At 70.7% G+C, this 19,790-nt stretch carries 26 protein-coding genes and 1 pseudogene; 14 read left to right on the top strand and 13 right to left on the bottom strand.

Annotated elements, in window-relative coordinates:
* Positions 1-51: 51 nt before the first annotated feature.
* Positions 52-594, bottom strand: coding sequence for a hypothetical protein (locus ACPPVO_RS23930; protein WP_426514968.1), 543 nt, complete (start codon positions 592-594; stop codon positions 52-54).
* Between ACPPVO_RS23930 and ACPPVO_RS23935 the strand changes: the two genes are divergently transcribed.
* Entirely contained in the window at positions 526-783 is a 258-nt protein-coding gene (locus ACPPVO_RS23935) for an integrase (RefSeq protein WP_426514681.1), read from the top strand. The genes ACPPVO_RS23930 and ACPPVO_RS23935 overlap by 69 nt on opposite strands.
* Here ACPPVO_RS23935 and ACPPVO_RS23940 read toward each other — a convergent pair.
* The 7 genes from ACPPVO_RS23940 to ACPPVO_RS23970 all read right to left on the bottom strand — a co-directional run bounded on the left by ACPPVO_RS23940 (position 768) and on the right by ACPPVO_RS23970 (position 6,174).
* Positions 768-2,039 carry an MFS transporter gene (locus ACPPVO_RS23940; RefSeq protein ID WP_426513391.1) on the bottom strand — a complete coding sequence of 424 codons (1,272 nt, stop codon included), beginning with the start codon at positions 2,037-2,039 and terminating at the stop codon, positions 768-770. The genes ACPPVO_RS23935 and ACPPVO_RS23940 overlap by 16 nt on opposite strands.
* Positions 2,040-2,050: 11 nt before the next feature.
* Positions 2,051-3,463, bottom strand: coding sequence for an FAD-dependent oxidoreductase (locus tag ACPPVO_RS23945; protein WP_426513392.1), 1,413 nt, complete (start codon positions 3,461-3,463; stop codon positions 2,051-2,053).
* Between the two features lie 88 nt (positions 3,464-3,551).
* On the bottom strand, positions 3,552-4,076 hold the full coding sequence (locus tag ACPPVO_RS23950) for an N-acetyltransferase family protein (protein WP_426513393.1): 525 nt from the start codon (positions 4,074-4,076) through the stop codon (positions 3,552-3,554).
* Positions 4,073-4,402, bottom strand: a complete 330-nt coding sequence (locus ACPPVO_RS23955) for an ArsR/SmtB family transcription factor (protein ID WP_426514682.1) — start codon at positions 4,400-4,402, stop codon at positions 4,073-4,075. The genes ACPPVO_RS23950 and ACPPVO_RS23955 overlap by 4 nt, the downstream gene beginning before the upstream one ends.
* A gap of 30 nt (positions 4,403-4,432) precedes the next feature.
* Positions 4,433-5,704 (bottom strand): M28 family metallopeptidase, encoded by a 1,272-nt coding sequence (locus tag ACPPVO_RS23960; protein WP_426513394.1) that lies wholly within the window; start codon positions 5,702-5,704, stop codon positions 4,433-4,435.
* A complete protein-coding gene (locus ACPPVO_RS23965; RefSeq protein ID WP_426513395.1) occupies positions 5,701-5,961 on the bottom strand; it encodes a hypothetical protein in 261 nt (86 codons plus the stop codon). The genes ACPPVO_RS23960 and ACPPVO_RS23965 overlap by 4 nt, the downstream gene beginning before the upstream one ends.
* Before the next feature lie 66 nt (positions 5,962-6,027).
* The gene (locus tag ACPPVO_RS23970; RefSeq protein WP_426513396.1) at positions 6,028-6,174 is read right to left on the bottom strand and encodes a hypothetical protein; all 147 of its coding nucleotides are present in this window, start codon (positions 6,172-6,174) and stop codon (positions 6,028-6,030) included.
* 92 nt (positions 6,175-6,266) lie between these two features.
* On the opposite strand from ACPPVO_RS23970, the gene ACPPVO_RS23975 reads away from it, so the two are divergent.
* The gene (locus ACPPVO_RS23975; protein ID WP_426513397.1) at positions 6,267-6,644 is read left to right on the top strand and encodes an ArsR/SmtB family transcription factor; all 378 of its coding nucleotides are present in this window, start codon (positions 6,267-6,269) and stop codon (positions 6,642-6,644) included.
* Here the strand turns inward: ACPPVO_RS23975 and ACPPVO_RS23980 are convergent.
* On the bottom strand, positions 6,572-7,597 hold the full coding sequence (locus ACPPVO_RS23980; protein WP_426513398.1) for a hypothetical protein: 1,026 nt from the start codon (positions 7,595-7,597) through the stop codon (positions 6,572-6,574). The two genes, ACPPVO_RS23975 and ACPPVO_RS23980, sit on opposite strands and share 73 nt — an antisense overlap.
* A 105-nt stretch (positions 7,598-7,702) precedes the next feature.
* On the opposite strand from ACPPVO_RS23980, the gene ACPPVO_RS23985 reads away from it, so the two are divergent.
* The 10 genes and pseudogenes from ACPPVO_RS23985 (at position 7,703) to ACPPVO_RS24030 (ending at position 13,729) form a co-directional block, all read left to right on the top strand.
* Complete coding sequence (locus ACPPVO_RS23985; protein ID WP_426513399.1) at positions 7,703-8,425, top strand: MarR family transcriptional regulator; 723 nt, start codon at positions 7,703-7,705, stop codon at positions 8,423-8,425.
* Positions 8,422-8,748: a heat-shock protein HtpX gene (locus tag ACPPVO_RS23990; protein ID WP_426513400.1), complete on the top strand. Its 327-nt coding sequence runs from the start codon at positions 8,422-8,424 to the stop codon at positions 8,746-8,748. Before ACPPVO_RS23985 ends, ACPPVO_RS23990 begins: the two co-directional genes overlap by 4 nt.
* A 93-nt stretch (positions 8,749-8,841) precedes the next feature.
* Positions 8,842-8,931, top strand: a pseudogene (locus ACPPVO_RS23995) (aquaporin family protein); the annotation flags it as partial.
* Between the two features lie 74 nt (positions 8,932-9,005).
* The gene (locus ACPPVO_RS24000; protein ID WP_426514969.1) at positions 9,006-9,530 is read left to right on the top strand and encodes a hypothetical protein; all 525 of its coding nucleotides are present in this window, start codon (positions 9,006-9,008) and stop codon (positions 9,528-9,530) included.
* A 35-nt stretch (positions 9,531-9,565) separates the two neighbouring features.
* Positions 9,566-9,976, top strand: coding sequence for an arsenate reductase ArsC (locus ACPPVO_RS24005; protein WP_426513401.1), 411 nt, complete (start codon positions 9,566-9,568; stop codon positions 9,974-9,976).
* Positions 9,977-10,063: 87 nt separating this feature from the next.
* Positions 10,064-10,909 carry a hypothetical protein gene (locus ACPPVO_RS24010; protein ID WP_426513402.1) on the top strand — a complete coding sequence of 282 codons (846 nt, stop codon included), beginning with the start codon at positions 10,064-10,066 and terminating at the stop codon, positions 10,907-10,909.
* A 24-nt stretch (positions 10,910-10,933) separates the two neighbouring features.
* Complete coding sequence (locus tag ACPPVO_RS24015) at positions 10,934-11,101, top strand: phosphotransferase-like protein (RefSeq protein ID WP_426513403.1); 168 nt, start codon at positions 10,934-10,936, stop codon at positions 11,099-11,101.
* Positions 11,102-11,980: 879 nt separating this feature from the next.
* Entirely contained in the window at positions 11,981-12,433 is a 453-nt protein-coding gene (locus tag ACPPVO_RS24020; RefSeq protein WP_360386376.1) for a MarR family winged helix-turn-helix transcriptional regulator, read from the top strand.
* Between the two features lie 277 nt (positions 12,434-12,710).
* The gene (locus ACPPVO_RS24025) at positions 12,711-12,944 is read left to right on the top strand and encodes a hypothetical protein (protein WP_426513404.1); all 234 of its coding nucleotides are present in this window, start codon (positions 12,711-12,713) and stop codon (positions 12,942-12,944) included.
* Positions 12,945-13,045: 101 nt separating this feature from the next.
* Positions 13,046-13,729, top strand: coding sequence for a hypothetical protein (locus ACPPVO_RS24030; protein ID WP_426513405.1), 684 nt, complete (start codon positions 13,046-13,048; stop codon positions 13,727-13,729).
* A 65-nt stretch (positions 13,730-13,794) separates the two neighbouring features.
* Here the strand turns inward: ACPPVO_RS24030 and ACPPVO_RS24035 are convergent, their stop codons facing one another.
* The 4 genes from ACPPVO_RS24035 to ACPPVO_RS24050 all read right to left on the bottom strand — a co-directional run bounded on the left by ACPPVO_RS24035 (position 13,795) and on the right by ACPPVO_RS24050 (position 17,933).
* Complete coding sequence (locus tag ACPPVO_RS24035; protein WP_426513406.1) at positions 13,795-13,971, bottom strand: tyrosine-type recombinase/integrase; 177 nt, start codon at positions 13,969-13,971, stop codon at positions 13,795-13,797.
* A 1,165-nt stretch (positions 13,972-15,136) separates the two neighbouring features.
* The gene (locus tag ACPPVO_RS24040; protein ID WP_426513407.1) at positions 15,137-15,673 is read right to left on the bottom strand and encodes a hypothetical protein; all 537 of its coding nucleotides are present in this window, start codon (positions 15,671-15,673) and stop codon (positions 15,137-15,139) included.
* Positions 15,674-16,391: 718 nt separating this feature from the next.
* Positions 16,392-16,703, bottom strand: coding sequence for a hypothetical protein (locus tag ACPPVO_RS24045; protein ID WP_426513408.1), 312 nt, complete (start codon positions 16,701-16,703; stop codon positions 16,392-16,394).
* An 87-nt stretch (positions 16,704-16,790) separates the two neighbouring features.
* On the bottom strand, positions 16,791-17,933 hold the full coding sequence (locus ACPPVO_RS24050; RefSeq protein WP_426513409.1) for a DUF5925 domain-containing protein: 1,143 nt from the start codon (positions 17,931-17,933) through the stop codon (positions 16,791-16,793).
* A gap of 141 nt (positions 17,934-18,074) precedes the next feature.
* Here ACPPVO_RS24050 and ACPPVO_RS24055 point away from each other — a divergent pair, with 141 nt between their 5' ends.
* Together ACPPVO_RS24055 and ACPPVO_RS24060 are read left to right on the top strand one after the other, a co-directional pair.
* Complete coding sequence (locus ACPPVO_RS24055) at positions 18,075-19,460, top strand: Imm51 family immunity protein (protein WP_426513410.1); 1,386 nt, start codon at positions 18,075-18,077, stop codon at positions 19,458-19,460.
* Positions 19,391-19,705, top strand: coding sequence for a transposase (locus tag ACPPVO_RS24060; protein ID WP_426513411.1), 315 nt, complete (start codon positions 19,391-19,393; stop codon positions 19,703-19,705). Before ACPPVO_RS24055 ends, ACPPVO_RS24060 begins: the two co-directional genes overlap by 70 nt.
* The last annotated feature ends 85 nt before the right edge of the window (positions 19,706-19,790 follow it).

Below are 19,790 nucleotides of genomic sequence, written 5' to 3' on the forward strand. Positions count from 1 at the left end.
CCGCACGCCCACCCACGGTCCGCTCCATACGCGCCCTCGTCCTGCGCCTGGTCAGGGAGAACCCGAACTGGGGGTACCGGCGAGGGTGGCGAGCTCGCCACCCTCGGTATCAAGGTCGCCCCCTCCACCGTCTGGGAGATCCTCAAGACCGCGGGCATCGACCCCGCGCCCCAGCGAAGCAGCACGACCTGGGCCGACTTCCTGCGCTCCCAAGCCGAAACGCTGCTCGCCTGCGACTTCATCGAGACCGTCACCCTGACCGGGCAGCGCCAGTACATTCTCGCCGTCATCGAGCACGCCAATCGCCGTATCCGCATCCTCGGCACCACCGCGCATCCGACCGCGGGCTGGGTGGCGCAGGCCATCAAGAACCTCGTGATGGATCTCGAGGACGTGGGCTGCCGGGCGCGTTACCTGATCAGGGACCGAGACGGGAAGTTCCCCGCCATCATTGACGAGGTCCTCGCCGACGCCGGCATCCAGACCGTCCGCTGCGGCGTTCGGGTCCCGAGAATGAACGCGATCATGGAGAGATGGGTGCAGTCCTGCCGCCACGTACTGCTTGACCGCACGCTGATCTGGAACGAACGGCACCTACGCTATGCTCTGCGCCAGTATGAGCAGTTCTACAACGCTCATCGCGCCCACCAGGCCATGATGCAAGCCGCACCCCTACGAGCTGTCCCCACGCCGATCACGGATCGAGGACGAATCGCCCGCCTCGACATACGCCGACGAGACCGACTCGGCGGTGTCCTTCACGAGTATCAACATGCCGCTTGAGCTGCATGGACGAGGTATCCGGCAGGCGCAGCGTCAGCGCGGGCGAGGATGCCTACGGCGGCGAGGGTGCAGGCGGCCGCGATGGCGGTGAGCGCGCCGGTGTGGCCGGTGAGCGAGGTGAGGCCGGCGGCGGCGAGCGGCGCCCCGGCTTTGGCGAGAGTGACTGGCGTGTTGAGGGTGCTGGCGATGGTGGCGTAGGCGGTTGTGCCGTACCGGTCGGCGAGCAGCGCGGGGGCGGCGAGGGACGAGACGCCGAACCCGATTCCGAAGGCGATGATACCCGCGACGGCCCCGGCACGGGTGTCCGCGATGAACGGCAGCGCGGCGGCGGCGATGGCCTGGATGGTGAACACGGCGGCGACGATGGTGGTGAGCGGGAGGCGTCGACGGGCGCCGGTGAGCAGCAGCCGGCCGGTGACCGACAGCACGCCGAGGAGCCCGGCGGCGGTGGCGGCGAACGTGGCGGGGTGGCCGCGGCTGACGAGGAACCCGACGAGGTGGACGGTCATGGTGCTCATCGCGGCGCTGTGCGCGATGAACGCGACGGCGAGCCACCAGAACCGGCCGTCGCGGCGAGCCGCGCGGACCGCCGCGGCCCGTTGCGCCGGGCTTGGCGGGGCGGTTCGGCCGGGGCGGGTGGCGGGCGCGCGGACCGCGATGGCGTGCAGCGGGACGGCGAGCGCCGCGTAGAGGACAGCGAGGATCAGCAGGGTGGTGCGCCAGCCGTAGCGGTGCTCGAGCTGGCCGGTGAGCGGCATGAAGATGGTCGAGGCGAACCCGGCTACGACGATCATCGCGAGGATCGCGCGGGGTCGCCGGTCGGTGTCGAACCAGGTGACGATGACGGCGGTGGCGGCGTCGTAGAGGGCCATGGCCATGGCGACGCCGAGGGCGGCGAAGACGGCGTAGAGCTGCCAGAGTGCCTCGATGCGGGACCACGCCACGAGTAGCAGCGCTCCGGCGGCCGAGCCGACGGTCATGAGGGCGCGGCCGCCGTGGCGGTCGAGCCAGCGCCCGACGGGGATCGCGGCGGCGGCCCACGCCAGGATGGCGGTGGTGAACGCGCCGGTGACTGCGGTGGGGCTGGTGTGCAGGTCGTCGGCGATGGGGTGGAGCAGGACGGCGAAGGTGTAGTAGAGGCAGCCGTAGCCGATGGTCTGGGTGACGGCGAACGCGGCGACGATCCGCCAGCCGTGCGACGCCAGCCGGTGCCCGCGACCGGTTGAGGTCGCGGCCCCCGGCGTCGTGGTGTTCATCCGCGGGATGCTCAGCCGCAGCAGGCGTCGCCGGACTGTTGCTCGCCGGCGCCGACGACGGGGACCAGGCTGAGCGGCGCGGTCAGCAGCCCGCCGCTGATCCCGGTGGCGAGGCCGCGCCCGGCCGGGGTGGCGACCGGTGTCGGGCCGCAGCAGCCACCGCCGGTGATCGCGGCGTCGTCGAGGGGGACGTCGCTGCTGCAGACGCCGGTCTCGGGCAGGTCGAGCTGGACGTCGCGGGCGGCGGCCCAGTCACCGGCGAGCGCGGCGACGACAGAGCGAGCCTGCTCGTAGCCGGTCGCGAGCAGGAATGTCGGCGCCCGACCGTAGGACTTCACTCCGACGGCGTAGTAGCCGGGCTCGGGGTGGGTGAGCTCGTCGACGCCGTGCGGCGGGACGGTGCCGCAGGAGTGCTCGTTCGGGTCGATCAGCGGGGCCAGGGCGCGGGTGGCGCCGAGGACCGGGTCCAGGTCCAGGCGCAGTTCGCTCGCAATGGTGTGGTCGGGCCGGAACCCGGTCGCGGACACGATCCGGTCCGCGGTAATTTCCCGGATGCCGTCGGAGGCGGTGACCCGGCCGTCCGCGGTGGTGAGGGTCTGGACGGCGAAGCCGGTGACGAGCTCGATGGTGCCGTGCTCGACGTGTTCGCGCAGGCGGGTGCCGATCGCGCCGCGGGCCGGCAGCGCATCGGCGGTCTCCCCGCCGTACGTCCGGGCGGCGCTGGCCGAGCGGATCGCCCAGACCACGGACGTGCCCGGCTCCTGCGTGGCGAGCTCGGCCAGGAACAGCAGCGTGTTGGCGGCGGAGTGCCCGGCCCCGACGACGAGGGTCCGCCGGCCGGCGAACCGGTCGCGGTCGGCGCCGAGGACGTCCGGCAACGCGGTCTCGACGAACCCGGCGGCGGTGTGCTCGCCGTTTGCGGGGATGCCGGCGGCGCCGAGGACGTTCGGGGTGCTCCAGGTTCCGGAGGCGTCGATGACCGCGCGGGCGAGCACGTCGGTGCCGTCGGCGAGGCGGACGAGGAACGGCGCGGCGTCGCGGCCGGCGGTGCGCAGCCGGTCCATGCCGAGGCGGGTGACCGCTTCGACGCGGGCGCCGTAGCGCAGGTGCGGCTTGAGCGCGGGCAGGTCGGCGAGGGGCTGCAGGTAGTCGGCGGCGAGCTGCGTGCCGGTCGGCAGCACCTCCGGGTCCGGCTCGATCCACCCGGCATCGGTGAGCAGGCGGCGGGCGGCGGCGTCGATGTTGTACCGCCACGGCGAGAACAGCCGCACGTGGCCCCATGCGCGGACTGCGGCGGCGGGCTGAATGCCGGCCTCGAGGACGGTGAACGGGATGCCGCGCTCGGTGAGGTGGGCGGCGGCGGCGAGGCCGACCGGGCCGCCGCCGATGACGACGATGGGCAGGCCGTCGAGCTGATTGGTCATATCGGAGAACTCCTTCGATTGCCTTGACAATTGTCGAATCAACAGCGCGGAGTGCGCCCCAGACCGCGGATGGGCCGCGGGGGTAGAGCTAGTTGACGTGCGGGCTTCGGCGTTCGATGAAGACCACGTCGCGCCAGCGGTTGCCTTGCGAGGCGTGTCGGCCGATGCGTTCGCGGGTGCCGACGGTGCGGAACCCGGCGGCGTGGTGCAGGGCGAGGCTGGCGGCGTTCTCGGGGAACACGCCCGATTGGATGGTCCAGATGCCGTCGGCCTCGGTGGAGGCGATGAGCGCGTCGAGCAGCGCCCGACCAACGCCGCGACCTCGCGCCGCCGGGTCGACGTACACGGAGTGCTCCACCACCCCGGCGTAGACCGCGCGGGCCGAGACCTGGGAGACGGCGACCCAGCCGAGCACGATGCCGGTGTCGTCGATGGCGACGAAGCGGTGCTCGCGCGCCTTCGAGGCGTTGAATGCCGCCCAGTCGGGGGCGGTGTCTTCGAAGCTGGCGTTGCCGCCGTCCATCCCGGCCTGGTAGATGGCCAGGACCCGGTCGGCGTCGCCGGCGGTCATCGGCCGCACGAGCACTGTCGCGCGGGTCGGGGTGGTGGTCATTCGCACGCTCCGGTCGGGGTCGGCGCCGGCCGGCCCATGACGACGTCGGCGGCGGACGGGAAGCACGCGATGCACGCCTCGTTGATCCGGTAGTGCCGCGCGGTCCCGACCGGCTCGACCAGGACGAACCGGACCTCGGTGAGGATCTTCAGGTGCTGCGACACCGTCGACTGCGCCAAACCGACCGCCGTGACGAGGTCGCCGACGCTCATCGGCCGGCCCTGCCGGGCCAGGTACTCCACGATCTGCACCCGCGACGGGTCCGCGAGCGCGCGGAACCACGACGCGTACGTCTCCGCGGTCGCCCGCTCGAGGAGCTCCGACATCATCCACCAACTTCATCGTGTATCGCCGATCTACGATGAAACGGTAGCCGGGTCGGCGGCCAGGAGCAACCCGGCCGCCACGACGAGCCGGGCGACCGCGGTCAGTGTGGCCGTCTCGACGCGGTCCGCGGTGTCGGCCGGGCTGTGGTACCCAGCCATCCCCGCGCCGATCCCGATCGCGGCAAGTCCGGCGGCGGCGTAGCGGCGGTTGTCCGAGGCGATCGGCCCGGCGGTCAGGGGCAGGCCGGTGTGCCGGCCGGCCTGGTCGAGCGCCGCGAGGAGCGCGTCGGCGGGGCCGCCGGCCTCGACCGTGGCCGCCTGGTGGAGGTTCCCGGCGCCGTCGACGTTGATGACGAGCGGGGTGGCGCCGGCGGCGCGGAGCTGGGCGGCGTGGTGGGCGGAGCCGAGCGCCCCGGCCTCTTCGCCGTCGAGCAGCGCCACCGCCAGCCCGGCCGTGTCCGGCAGGACCTCGGCAAGGACTCTTCCAACTTCGAGGACGACAGCGACGCCGCTGCCGTTGTCCGCCGCGGCCGGCTGGCGCAGGCCCGGGTGGTCGCCGACACCGTCGTAGTGCGCGGTCAGTAGCACGTCCAGGTCACCCGCGGCACGACGCCACCGGCCGTGCACGTTCGCCGCGGGCACCTCCAGGCGCCGGATCGGTGTGTTCCCGGCGAACCAACCAGTGCCGGCGCTCGCGGCGTCGAGGACGGCGGTGTGGGTGGCGGTGTCGAGGGTGAGGATCGGTAGCGGGCCGGGGTTCGGCCCGGCGAGCATCGTGTACTGCCAGCCGTCCGCGTCGACGCCGCGCCCCAGGAGTAGCCCGAGGGCGCCGTGCGCGTGGCCGTAGGCGTAGGCGTAGGCGTCGGACAGTGTCATCCCGTCCGGTACGGCCAGCCACCGCCCGACCGGGTCGCCGGCCCCGGCGACGGCGAGCGCGCCGCGGCGGATCAGCGCCTCGTCCGCCGACGCGAGATGCACGGCGACCTGCCGCCCGAACATCAGGCGGTGCTCGGCGCCGCCGCCGTTGGACCAGTGCACGGTCGGTGTGGTGTAGACCTCGGGGACGTGCGGGACCGTGAACGGCTCCAGGGTCACCGCGGCGCCGTTGTCGGCGAGGTGCTGGGCCAGCCAGGTGCGCGCGGCCGCGCCGCCCGCGCTGCCGACCCGCCGCCCGGCGAACGCGTCGCCGGCGAGGGCCGCGACCGTCGCGGCCATCCGCCCACCGGCGATCCGGCCGAGGGCGGCGTGCAACCGGTCGGCGGCGACCGCAGCCGACGCCGGTGGCCGGGTCGGGGTGCTCATCCGCAGCAGCCCTGGCCGGCGGCGACCGCGTCGGCCTTCGCCGCGGAACCGCAGCAGGAACCCTCCGCGGTCGCCTCGGCCGGGGTGCCGCAGCACGGCGACCCGGTCGCGGCCGGCTCCGGCAGGGCGAGGGCGGCGGCGGGCGGGTTGCCGCAGCAGCCGCCGGTCCCCGCGACGCTCAGCGCGGCGGCCGGGTTGCCGGCGAACCCGCCGGTCGTCGCGGCCGCGCCGGTGCTCGTGGTGGTGGTCTCGCTCATGGTCGTGCTCCTTCGCTGAAGGTGATGGTGCAGATGGTCAACGAATCGGGTCGGTGGCTGGGCTGTTCAGCGCGGTCCGGTCAGGGCCGTGAGGTGGGTGCGGGCGCGTTCGACCCGGGCGCTGACGCGCTGCTCGGCGGTGGACACCGTGGCGCAGCCGTCGCAGAACCTCACCCCAGCCTCGGGCCGGGGACGGCGCAGCGTGCGGAACATGACGACCTCCTGGTAGCCCGTCGCCGAGGCTGTATCGACGTCTGTCTAATCAGACAGTTGCACGTTGATTCGAGATCTGTCAACCTAGATGTATGTCGAAACAGGCGGCGGTGCTCACCGTCACCGACCTCAACGCGGGCGAGCCGTGCTGCACCCCGCTCGCGCAGCAGCGACTCCTAGCGGAGTCCGCCGCGGTGCTCGCCCCGGCGTTCAAGGCGCTCGGTGATCCGGTCCGGCTACAGCTCATGTCAATGATCGCGTCCGCCGACGGTGGCGAGATCTGCGTCTGTGATCTCACCCCGGCGTTCGAGCTGTCCGGACCGACCATCTCGCATCACCTGCGCACGCTGCGCGAGGCGGGGCTGGTCGACGCGGACCGGCGCGGGACGTGGGTGTACTACCGCGCTCGGCCCGGCATCATGCGCCAGCTGGCGGCGCTGCTCGCCGTCACCGAGCCGGCCGCCGCCTGACTGGCTGTCGCCCGCCGGTGCGGGGCGTCAGCGGCCGGGCATCGGCAGGGGTACCGATGCACCGCGCCGTCGGCTTCGTGGACCTTGGCGAGGGCGCCGCCGAACTCGGCGGCGTACTGCTCGTGCTGGGCGCCGAGCTCGAACCCGTCGACGTCGGGCATCGCTTCGCTGAGGAAGTGGGTGGTCGCGACGATGACGCCCAAGACGGTCTCCTTGGTGACGTCCATGACGCTACCCAGGCTGCGATGCTCGACCGGGTTGTCGCTGATCTGCACGGTGAACAGGTGCGCGAACACCGGCATCGGTTCGATCGTGATGCGGCCGTGGGGGCGGCGCAGCTTCAGCCGGACCAGGACCCGCCCGTGCTCGGCGGGGCCGTCATACCGCCAGTCTTCGACCACCTGCAGCGGGTCCGGCGCGTTGATGAGGGTGGGGCCGAAGTCGATCGCGGTGCAGTCGACCGCGTGCATGAACCGGTGCTTGTCGACGTTGGACAGCCACCGCAGCACTTCCAGGGGCGCGGCATGTGCCGGTTGGCCGGCGCGGAACGGCTGGACCTGCTCGACCATGTCCCACACGTCCGCGGCCACGAGGGGTTGCAGCTTCTTCGCAACCTTCTGGAAGGTTGCCGGGTCCGGGGTGATCGGGAACTCGATCTGCGCCGGGTTGGCCGGAGGGCCGGAGTGCGCGTGGACCGCGGCCCACATCGCGTGGGCGAGGGCATCGCGCAGGTTCGCGGCCGCGTCGCCGAGCAGCACGCTCCACTGCCGCGGCGGCGGCTGCCGCACATCGAGGCGCCAGTGCATCCGGACCAGGTCGGCCGTCGGGTCGCCGAGGTTGTCCCACCGCTCGAATCCGAACGGGTCGGCGGCCAGGTACTCCCGCGTCCGCCGCGCCGGCAACCGCTGATGCTCGACCGCCCGAGCCAACTTCGAGCACGCCGACTCCATCACATGATCACCGTACCGTCGCTGACCAGCGATTTTCTGTCACCGCCGCCCGGCGTACCGTAGCCCGACGCCTTGACGTCCCGAGATTGCTCAGCCAGCATTGAGTCAATGAACGCCGAGTCTTCTTCGTTGTATGGGCGGGCCCGAGTGCACGCCGCGCTCGGCGACCCCGCCCGTCTCGCCATCGTCGACATCCTGGTGCTGGGCGACGCCTCCCCGGGTGAGATCGGCCGGCACCTCGGGATGCCGACCAACCTCGTCGCCCATCACGTCAAGGTCCTCAACGACGCCGGCCTGGTTACTCGGACCCGGTCGGAGGGCGACCGGCGCCGTACCTACTTGCGCCTGGTCCCCGAGGTCCTGGCGTCCCTCGCGTCGCCCGCCCTCGGCGCTGCGGAGCGGGTGGTGTTCGTGTGCACGCACAACTCCGCGCGTTCGCAGCTGGCCGCCGCGCTGTGGCGGGACCGGGTCGGCGGTGCCGTCGCCTCAGCCGGGACCCACCCGGCGCAGCGGGTGCACCCGCGGGCAGTGAAGGTCGCGCACCGCCACGGCCTCGCCCTCGACCCGGCGGGCACCGCCTTCGTCGCCGACGTCGTGCACGACGGCGACCTCGTCATCGCGGTCTGCGACAACGCCCACGAAGACCTCGCCGGCCCCGACGCGCCAGTCCACCCGCGGCTGCACTGGTCGGTCCCGGACCCGGTCCGCATCGACACCGACGCCGCGTTCGAGGCCGCCTACACCGACCTCGCCGACCGGATCACCCGCCTCGCACCCGCCGTCGTCGTCCCCGGCCCGCGCCGACCCGAGCAGCCTGGAGTCTCGTCATGACCGACGCGATCGCGCACTGGTCCGGCGGGTCCGAACCCGGCCGGGAGATCAACCCGGCCGCGGTCGCGGCGATGGCCGAACGTGGGATCGACATCACCGACGAGTACCCGAAGCCGTGGACCGACGAGATCGTCCGCGCGGCCACCGTCGTGGTCACCATGGGTTGCGGCGACGCCTGCCCCGTCTTCCCCGGCACCCGGTACGAGAACTGGGACGTCGAGGACCCCGCCGACGCCGACGTCACCACCGTCCGCCCGATCCGCGACGAGCTCGAACGCCGCGTCCGCACCCTGCTCGACCAGCTCGCCATCCCCGCCAACTAACCCGCGCCCCAACCCGAGGACAGGACTTCCACGCACGTGAACCCCACCCTGTGGCGGCGGCTGCTCGCCGAGTTCGTCGGCACCGCGCTGCTCGTGACCGCCGTCGTCGGCTCCGGCATCATGGCCACCCGGCTCAGCGACGACATCGGCCTGCAACTCCTCGAAAATTCCGTCGCCACCGCGTTTGCCCTCGGCGCGCTCATCCTCACCTTCGGCCCGGTCTCCGGCGCGCACTTCAATCCCGTCTCAATCCCGTCGTGTCGGCCGCGGACTGGTTCCTGGGACGCCGCGCCGGCGCCGGCCTGTCCGGGCGGGACCTTGGCGGGTATGTCGTCGCGCAGACGGTCGGGGCGATCGCCGGGGCGGTCCTGGCGGACCTGATGTTCAAGCTGCCCGCGGTCGACTTCTCGGACAAGCACCGCACCGGCGGCGACCTGTGGCTCGGCGAGGTCGTCGCGACCGCGGGCCTGCTATTGCTGATCTTCGCCCTGGCCCGGTCCGGCCGGGCCTCGGTGGCCCCGGCGGCGGTCGGTGCGTACATCGGCGCCGCGTACTGGTTCACCTCGTCGACGTCGTTCGCGAACCCGGCCGTGACGGTCGGCCGCGCGTTCACCGACACCTTCGCCGGCATCGCCCCCGTCTCGGTGCCCGGGTTCATCGTTGCGCAGCTCGTCGGCCTGGCCGTCGGGGTCGGGCTGCTCCTGGCGCTCTATCCGTCCGTCGGCAGCGCCGCCGGTGACGTCGTCGTCGCCCACCCCGGCGACGAGTCCGTCCGTTCCTGAACCGACCGCACTGCCATCCCGGAGGAACCACCCTGATGAGCACCAAGCCCACCGTCCTGTTCGTGTGCGTGCACAACGCCGGCCGCTCCCAGATGGCCGCGGGCTGGCTGCGCCACCTCGGCGGCGACGCCGTCGAGGTCCGCTCCGCCGGCAGCGAACCCGCCAACCAGATCAACCCCGTCGCGGTCGAGGCGATGCGCGAGGTCGGCATCGACATCACCGCCAACACCCCCCGCAAGCTCGACTGGGATACTGCGGAGTCTTCCGACGTGCTCATCACCATGGGCTGCGGCGACGTCTGCCCCGTCTTCCCCGGCAAGCGCTACCTCGACTGGAAACTCGACGACCCCGCCGGGCAGGGCATCGACGCCGTCCGCCCGATCCGCGACGAGATCCGCCGTCGCGTCGAGCAGCTCATCACCGAACTGCCCGTCACCACCGGCTGACCCGGCTCCGCCGCGCCCGCTGCTCCGCCGCCGGTCCAGGTCCTCACCGGTGGCGGGCACCACCCTGCCCACGAGAAGGCTGGACACATGCGTCTGCTCGTCATCGGCGGCAGCGACGCCGGCATCAGCGCCGGCCTGCGCGCCCGCGAACTCGACCCGACCGCCGACGTCACCCTCCTCGTCGCCGACCGCCACCCGAACTTCTCCATCTGCGGCATCCCGTACCACGTCTCCGGCGACGTCCCCGACTGGCGCAACCTCGCCCACCGCACCACCGCCACCTGCACGCCGCCGGCCTGCACCTGCGCCTCGAACACCGGGCCGTCGCCATCGACCCCGACGCGCACACCGTCACCGCCACCACCCCGGACGGCGGCACCACGGTGCTCGGCTACGACCGGCTCGTCATCGGCACCGGTGCCGTCCCCGCCGTCCCGCCGATCGGCGGCCTCGACCGGCTCGGGCCCGCCGACGGTGTCCACGTCCTGCACACAGGGCCGGGTCGCCGGTGCCAACGCCGTCGGCGGCGACGCCGTCTTCGCCGGGTCGCTGGGCACCCAGGCCGTCAAGGTCTTCGACCGCGTCGTGGCCGGCACCGGACTGCGCGACGACACCGCCCGCGCCGCCGGCTACGACCCGATCACCGTCGCCGTCACCGTCGACGACCACAAGGCGTACTACCCCGGCGCCACACCCATCCAGGCGCGCATCACCGGCGACCGCAGCACCGGACGGCTCCTCGGCGCGCAGCTCCTCGGCCACCGCGGCGCGGAAATCGCCAAACGCGTCGACATCTATGCCATTGCCATCAGCTACGCCGCGTCCGTCGCCGACATCACCGACCTCGCCCTGTCCTACACCCCGCCGCTGGGCAGCCCCTGGGACGCCGTCCAGGCCGCCGCGCTGGCCTGGCAACGCGAACCGGGAGCCTGACCCGAGGCTGGCAGGATGGCCGGCATGCCGCAGATCGTGTTCCTCAACGGCGCCTCCTCGGCCGGCAAGACCAGCATCGGCACAGCGCTGCAGGAGCTGGCCGAAGAGCCGTTCATGCTGCTGGGCCTCGACACCTGCTTCGCGGCGGTGCCGCCGCGGTGGGGCGGCGGCCGCGGCGGGCCGCTGAGCTAGCACGACTTCGCCTACCACCCGCTGCCCCCGGACGACGGCCACCCCATGCTCGCGATCGCCTATGGGGACGTCGGCTGGCGGATGCTGCGCGGCTTCCACCGCGGCGTGATCGAGCTCGGGTCCCACCGTCCGCCGAAAGGCCTCACTGGCCAGTGAACCAGCGTCTGCTCACGCACCGTGATGAGTTTTGGTAGCACGACGCGCGTTCTCTGCGGCATGTGCGGATGCCGTTGGGACACCTTCGGTGCGTGGACCATCTGCTGATGGTCACATGGTTTACCGATCCTGACAGCTACAGGATCGAACTCGTGCAGTGGCCATCGGACCATCCGGCCGGCATGACGGCGGCCGATCTCGCTTGACCGATCTGGCCGAATACGTGCGGGACCGCCGAACGCGACCTCGTCAGCAGACAGCCGATCGCCGCCGTCACGCCGTACAGCGTGCGACACGAGGCATGTCCACAAGCGGCGCCGCCGTACTGGCCATCACGCTTCGTGGCGAGGGATCGCGGCTATGAGCGTGCACGGCCGATCACGAGGCGGGAACTCAAGGATGATCACATGTTGGCACACGTCCGTGGCGGCGTGCGGGCGGCGCTCGTCTGTGTCAGGAGTTCTCGGGCGAGACGCGCGGCGAGCTGGCGCAGTAAACCGGCGATGAGCAGCCGGAGCCGACCGGGAGGGCGGTCTGGCACCGTCGGGCTGCACGGCAGGGCCGAGTACATGAGCGGAGTACCCGCGTCTGTGACCGGAGGAAGCGGGGGGAATTCGTGCATCAGGCGACTCTCCTTGCGGTGATGGGGGCCCTCCGAAGATAGTTGCATGCGCCGGATATTGCAAACGCTGGTAATGGGCAAAGGCCGTGTACCCTAGTTGCATGGCGGTGCGGGAACAGGGCGTCGATGACGCCGTCGTGTGCGCGCAGAGCTGGCGAGCCTTGGCCGGGTTGCACGCTCGGATCGAGCAACGGCTCGAGCGAACCCTGCAGGCCGCGCACCGGTTGAGCGTCGTTGAGTACTCGGTGCTCGAGCTGCTGTCGCGTCAGGAGCGTTGGCACATGCGGATGCAGCAGCTCGCCGACGCGGTCGTGCTCAGTCAGAGCGCCACCACTCGGCTGGTTACCCGGCTGGAGCAGCAGGGCCTCCTGGGCCGTTACCTGTGCGAGAACGACCGTCGGGGCATCTACACCGAGGTCACCGAGGCCGGCCTGCGACTGCTGGCAGAGGCCCGCCCGACCCACGACCAGGCCCTCCGTGAGGCGATGCACGACGCCGAGCAACTGCCCGAGTTCGCCGGCCTGGTCGGCGCGCTGCGCAGCACGCCCGCCTAGATAATCGCTTCCTCATAGCCATACTCGGCTGATGATCGTCGACGCCGACAGTGCCGCCCGCGTGGAGCGGGCCGAGCGGACACGTCAACATCTCACCCCAACGGCGTGGCCGGCCCGTTCGCGATACGCGACGGGCACCGGGTCGCCTATCTCGACTATCACGGCAGCGGCGCGGAGACGATCGCCCACCTGCAGGAGAACGCAAGGACCACCCTGATGTTCTGCGCCTTCCAGGGGGCGCCGTCCATAGTCCGCGGCGCTGGGCGCCCGCCGGCGGGTGCGTGACGGGCAGCAGCTGACCGTCACCGTCCTGGCCGCCGCGGAACCGTTGCGGCCGCCGCCGCCCGCGCCGTATCCGGCGCAGCTGGGACGCGCTGCGGCTGGTGTCGGGGCGCAAGCCCTCGTCGCCTTCCGCGGCAACCAGTACTCGGTGCCGCCGGCATGCCGGGCAGCAGCATGGTGGCTGATCCGGCTCGTCGCAGCGACGGCCCGATCGGCCATGATCGAGTGAGATCAACTCGGCACAAGCGTTAGCCGACCTAGCGATGCGTCGCTGGCGTGAGATACGAAGCGTAACGATTATCAGGTCGGTCGCCGCGCGACGCTCGCGGCATGAGCGTCCACAGGGCAGCGGTCATTGTCGGTGTGACGGGCCGGTACGGCAGCTGCGAAATCCGTATGATCCGCGCTGTGGGGAACACGCCTGGGACGACTCCCTGGGACGAGTCGATATCCGGATGGCGGTCGAACTATGTGCCCGCGCCGGAGCAATTGCGTCGCCAGCGGTCGAACCTGCTCGCGCTGGTGGGTCAACGGCTGCAGGCCGGCTGGGTCGGCTGGGAGCTGGCAAGAGACAGGTGGCAACCGGTCATCCCGTTGGTGCTCGTGTTCGATGGCGGTGTGCAGCTGGAGCTCGCCTGGGCCGACGACTTGTCGATCAGCTGGAACACCATCGACCTGAGGGCCGCGTTCACACTTGTCGGCCGACCGCACGAGTGGCGATCGGCGCACCCCCAACCGCTCGCTGCGGTTGCCGGTCGCATCCTGACCGGATGGGCGGTGACCGAGAGCCCGTACTTCTCCGGTGACGTGGACCTTACCGGCGAGTTGCCGATGGATCTGGTTGCTGGCTGGAGCATGGAAGGCTTGTGGATCGAGTTCGGGGACATCGGTTTGCACGTTTTCGGCGGTGCCGATACGACGTACATCTCGGAGGCACCCGAGCGGCCCTGCGACGACGGACATACCCGTGTGACGCACCGGCAGCTTCAGGAGGACGACGCGCAGGCCTCCTGAGACTCCTGAGACCCGACCGCCTCCAGTTGGGTGCTCGCTCATCGGCATGGTCGCGAACCGCGGCGTCAGGTTCCGGAGGCCATGAAGGCGGCGAGGATGTAGTTGGGGTGGCGGTCGAGGTTGTTGCGGGCCCGGTCGTAGCGCATCGTCGTGCGGGGGTCGGCGTGGCGGGCGGCGATCTGGACGTCGCGGAGGCTGACCCCGGCGTCGAGCATGGTGGTGACGAACGTGTGCCGAAGCATGTGGGTGCGCCGTGAGGCGCTGAGGTTCGAGTGGAGGTGTGAGACCTTCACCGCCGGCCCTGTCGCAGCAGGGAGGTGGAGCTGGGGGCAGCCTGACCCGGGTGATGCTGGGGAGGGCGGAAGCGGCCCCGACAACGACGGGACCGGCCAGTACTGCCAGATGGTCCGGGTCCGGCAAGCGGGACGGAGAGGAGTACGCGAGAACCGATGTTTGACACCCCCTTGATCAGGCGCCAGCTCGAACCTGGTGGATGTGGGCTGGAAGCGGTGCGTATCCGCCCCGAGTGCGAGTGGATCGGGCGGGGAACTCCTGGGGCGGATGGCATATGCCGCTAGGGAGGCTGCGGGGAAGGTCTGCGGCGTACCCGCAGCGATGCCGCAGGGGCACAGTCGGGCTCCTCCTTCGTCGAGCGAATCTCAGTGAACACGGGAACCGTTCCGGATCTCGCCCCTGCCCATCCGCGTCCGGCGGGTGGAGGGGCTGGGTGCATCGACCGCTGATCGGTCCGGGGCGGGGCGGAGCCGCCGTAGTACTCCGGGCCAGGGAAAGCCTGTGCACATGGGGAAGGGCGGCAGCGGTGTCGAGAAGGGACGGACGCTGCAATGCCGGAAGACGCGTCGCCGAACGGCGATGCTCCTCGGCCGAGGCTTGTCGGGCCGTGGTCGAGGGTATCGGAGATGCAGGCCAAGCTTCACCGTTGGGCGGTGGCCGATCCTGGCCGCCGGTTCGATGACCTGTTCAACTTCGTGCACGACCCGGCGACGCTGATCGTGGCGTATAGCCGGGTCGCGGGGAATCAAGGGGCGCGCTCGCCCGGTGTGGACGGTCTCACCGTCGCGCACATCGAGCAACAGGTGGGCGCGTCCGGGTTCCTGGACGACCAACGAACCGCCGTCAAGGCCGGTTCGTTGCGGCCGTTGCCGGTGCGGGAACGCACGATCCCCAAACCGGGCGGCTCCGGAAGGTCCGCAAGCTCGGGATACCGACGATTGCCGACCGAGTCGTCCAGGCGGCGCTCAAACTGGTGTTGGAACCGATCTTCGAGGCCGACTTTCTGCCGGTCTCATACGGGTTCCGGCCCAAGCGACGCGCCCAGGACGCGATCGCCGAGATCCACCACTGCGGCACCCGCGGCTACCGCTGGGTGCGTCGGCGGGTCGCGGTTCAGGGGCCGTCGTGGGAACCAGTCTCAACGACGTTTCGTGCCCCCGCTGCACGCATCATCCAAGTCAAGGTGCCCACAGCCGCAGGGTCCTCACAAACCTCGACTTCAATCCAGAACTCGGAATCATCGTTGATCCCGCCGTTCCACCAGAGCCATGAGCGCCGCAGGTCAGAGGAGAAGTCAAACCATTCGATCCAGTTGGCGAAGGTCCATGGCTGCTCGGCTCGGTAGCGGAGTTTTCCCGCTTGGTCGAGCGCCCTCCAAGCCCGCAGTTCCTCCTCGGCCTCGGCCGTAGACATCTCCGGGGCGCACGCACGCACAAACCAGTCCGGTGCGTGGGCTTTCCAGTCCTCGACGCTGACCGGCAGTTCTTCTCGCCGCGGAATCCAGTGCGTGACCGCGATCAACAACTCCTTGCAGCGATCGAGCGAAGCCTGCGAGTGACCATCGGTGTTGCCGACGAAGCGCCGGAGCACACCCTCCGGATTCCCCTGGGGACCTCGGAAGATGCGGACTCCCTCAACCGTGCGCGTCACGCACCCAGTCTCTCAGGACGACAAGACGAGGCGAGTGAGCACCGATCCCGCAACAGATTCGAACGCCCAGTCATCGGCAGGACAGGAGGCCGAGGCCGGTCACCGCCGGTAACGAGCCCTCGCCAGCCGTCGCGCACCAACGGCGGCATGAGCGTAAACCAAGATCGTTGGGCTTGCGGTCGATGGAGCAGGTCTTGGCGGGCCGGCGGCGCGGCAAAGCGGGGGTGATGTGGTGGCTTGCCGCGGTTCGGGCCGGAAGCGCCAGTACAGGTGTGGCGCGTTTCAGCGAAGCCGGACCTTTCCGGTCACGCGGGGGCGGGCGACGCCGTCAACAGCGGTGCAGATGCCGTAGACCCGGTGATGGCTGGTTCACCCGTTGACCTTGCCGCGATTGTTGCTGATCTGCACGCGGCAGGCGGCCGTGTCGATCGCGGACACCAGGTGCAGGTAGGTCGTCCCGGCAACTCTGGCCAGCACGATGTCGCCGGGGCTCCACCCGCGCGGGGTCCACCGGCGCCACCGTGACCAGCTGGCGACTGCGGATCAAGGGCACCATCGACGCCCCCGTCGGGCGGAACTCGACCGTCGCCCCGCCGGCGACGCGATCGGCGATCATGTCGAGTACACCCATGCCGACAGCGTGCCCGCCGACCATGCCGTAGACCACTGATTTCGTTGTCGTAAATCACCGGCACGACCATCAACGGCGCGTATCCGATCATGGTTGCGGCCAGCCGGGTGCGGTCGTTATGTAGTGCCGTCGTGCGATGGCCGCAGCGCAGCGGATGGTCCAGGGCGGGCTGGGCCGGGGCACGATCCGGAACGCGTCGTATCGTTCATCGGCCGGGTTCCAGGCACAGCCGTTGCGGAACGGGTGTAGCAGCGGACGGGCCTCGAGGACTGCTGCAGTGGGATCGCAGAGCTGCGTCCGTTGCGCTGCGGCTGCGGCGGGGCCTCCCAGGCGGGGCAGCAGGATGTCCCGATTGGTGCCGTCGTGGCAGTGGGTGGCGGCGATCCAGCCGTCGAGCAAGAGCTTGATCGTGGCGGTCAGTCGAGATGCCGCGACCGGGCGCGGACCGCACTCCCACGTCCTCATCCGGAACGTCGTCCAACGCGTTTACAGGTACTGGCCGCTGAGGACCGGCTCGCGCTCGACCGTCGTGTCGAAGCCGTCACGCAGTGCGTACAACTCGGCGAGGGTCGCGCCGTCGGCTGGGATGCCGGCCGACGTGCCCAACCAGCCCGCCGCCTCGTCGAACGGCAACGCAGGTACCTCGATCCGGGCCAGGCAGCGGCCCGGCCGAACGACAGCCGGGTGCAGCCGGGCGAGATCCTCGTTGGTGGTGATCGCCACCAAGACCTTACGACCTTGGCCGAGCAGACCGTCGGTCAGGTTGAGCAGCCGGGACAGCGCCTGCCCGGTGTGCTGCTTAGCCTCGCCGCGGATCAGCTCGTCGCAGTCTTCGAGTAGGAGCAGCCGCCACTTCTCGTGCTTCTTGTCCGGGCACGAACAGTCGCCGGCCCGGTTGAGCGCGACCTCCATCAGGTAGGCCGGGCTGCTGAACAGCGAGTCCGGGTCGAGCACGCAGTCGAACTGGCACCAGTCCTGCCACTCGTGGGCCAACGCGCGCAGCACTGTGGTCTTGCCCGTGCCCGGCGGCCCGTGCAGCAGCAGGAGCCGGCCCCGCACCGAGGTACGGTCGACCCCGACCAGCCGGTCGAACTGCGTCGTGGCGCTGCGGGCATAGTTGTTCCGGATGTCGGACCACGGACCGGCGGTGATGGGCCGCGGGTTGCGTTGCGGGCCGTTCGCCGAGGCATACCAGAAGCCCATGGAGACGGCCTTCTTCAGCGGTGGGGGCTCTTCGGTCATCCCGTCGATCGCCGACGCAATGATCTCGTCGCCGAGCTCCGCGCTGGTCGCGGTGACCGACACCGTGGCGGTCTTGTTGCGTGGCCAGTGCACCGCGCGCAGGGTCCAGCCATCGCCGGCGGCCAGGCTGGCGCGCTCGGTCTCGTTGATGGTCGTGCGCAGCACCAGCACTCCTGGCGGAAGGAGGGTCGCATCGTCGCGGACGTTGTTGAGGTCTTTGGTGGCCGCGTGCGGCTGGGTGCCGGTAACGAACGAGGTCAGCGCAAGGGCGTCGATGACGTCGCGCGGGGAGTCGGCATCGTCGACCGTGACGACGATGGGCAGCAGCGCCTCCGGCGCGGTACCGGGGGCGCCGAGCTGCAGCGGGAACTGGCGTGGAGTACGCACGGATCAATGATCGCCACTGAAGCTGTTGCGGTACACCGATTTTCCAGGCCCTGGCCGGACGCGGCGGCGCCACCGTCGAGCATCTGGATGGCGACTTCGTCGCGCCGGTCTGGTACCGAGGCTGCATGGTCGGGGTGATCCGTGACCTGCCAACATCACGCGATACATTCGATCACCGCCGCCGAAGTCGCACCTGGTGAACACCGACTCTACCTGGTCGCGGGCACGACCAGAGTGGACGGCGTGACCGCCGACCTCGGTCACGAACCCAACGGCGTCTTCTGGAAAGCGTTGCCCAACGCTCGTTGTGACAGAGGCACTCATCCGGACGGACGGTTCGCGTTCGACTCCGAGGCCGACACGTTCCTTGCGTACAGCCCGGATCGAGCCGCCGTGGATGAACTGGCCACCCGGCTGCTGGAGGTAACGGGCGACGCCGACCGCATCGACAGTTGCTGGCGCTTGCAGCGCAGCGCGGCTTTTAGTTCGACGACTGATCCGCCGGACAGTACAACGTCGACACGTCGCAAGCCACGACCGGGTGCGCTGAGCGCGGCACATGAGGATGCTCAGCCCCGCGCAGCCGTCCAGCGGTACGAGAGCGCAAGGCTGCCGCATCACGCTCGGGTGGCGGTTTCGGCTGGCACACTCAACCGGGTGAACACCGTTCCTGCCGCGTTCCATGCCGACTGGGTGCGCCTGTGGCAACTCGAACAGCGGGTCGAGCTCGCGACCGAGATGTCCTTCATCGACATCGGACTGGGACTTGTCGATCCGGCCTCGACGCCCCAGGACGGCGGCTATCGGGCCAGCCCGGTCAACGCGACCATGTTCGACGGCACCGGCACCGGCACCGGCACCGATGGCGTCCACTTCAGCGATCTGCACGCCGGCTCGGCGGACAACACCGCCGCACCGGTGGTAATGACCGTCCCGATGGCGTTCGACTCCCCGAACCACAGTCAGGTCCAGCAGATCCGAGCCCTGTTGGAGTGTGTCTGGCCGGCAGCGTTGCAGACCGCACGGCAGCCGTTTCGTTCCCTGACGTGGACCGCCGCGCTGAGCGTCGTGGTGGACCGTGATGGCGGGGACCTGACCCGGACCCGGCGGCTACGGTTGGCGCGCTTTGAGACAGCGGTGCGCCGCGAGGTCGTGCGACGTGGCCGGCAGAGGCCTTGCCTGCGAATCGTGCGGCTGCTGTTCGCGGCGTTGCGTGATCCGGCCGGCGTGATCGCCCACCGTGTAGGTGCCCTGGAGCGGGTCGCGTTGCTGCTGAGCGACTGGCTCGAGACCCACCGCCGGCTGTTGGACACTGAGACGCGGATGACCACGGTTCTGGATGAGCTGCGGCTGACCGACCTCGTTACCTCGATCTGCGGCCTGTCGGCGGTCGGCGCAGCGGCAATCCTGGCCCAGACCGGACCGGTGACCCGAACCGGTTCTCCACCGCGCGGGCGTTGGTCAAGCACGCCGGCCTGGCACCGCGGGAGAACCTGTCCGGCGCGTTCAAGGGACGCACGAAACTGACCGGGCAAGGACGTCCCGGGCTCCGGCTGGCTGCATGGCGAGCTGTCTGGGGCGCGCAACGGGCAAATCCGGTCTACGCCGCCCGGTCCACCCACCTGACCACCCGGGAGCAGAACAAGCTCACGGTCACCCAGGCCCAGGCCGTGATCGCCGCTGCGATTCTGCGGCAACTGCACGCCGTCATCACCACCGGCCGGGCCTGGGACCCGCCATCGCCACCCACGGCGCCGGACGCTGCATGGTGATGCCCGCCGCTGCCTGACATCTGCACGCGGCCCGTCAAGCCCGGTCGGGGCGAGCCCCACGCGGCATTGAGGAACCACGGTTACC

The sequence above is a fragment of the Dactylosporangium sp. McL0621 genome, from assembly GCF_049995355.1.
GTDB lineage: Bacteria > Actinomycetota > Actinomycetes > Mycobacteriales > Micromonosporaceae > Dactylosporangium.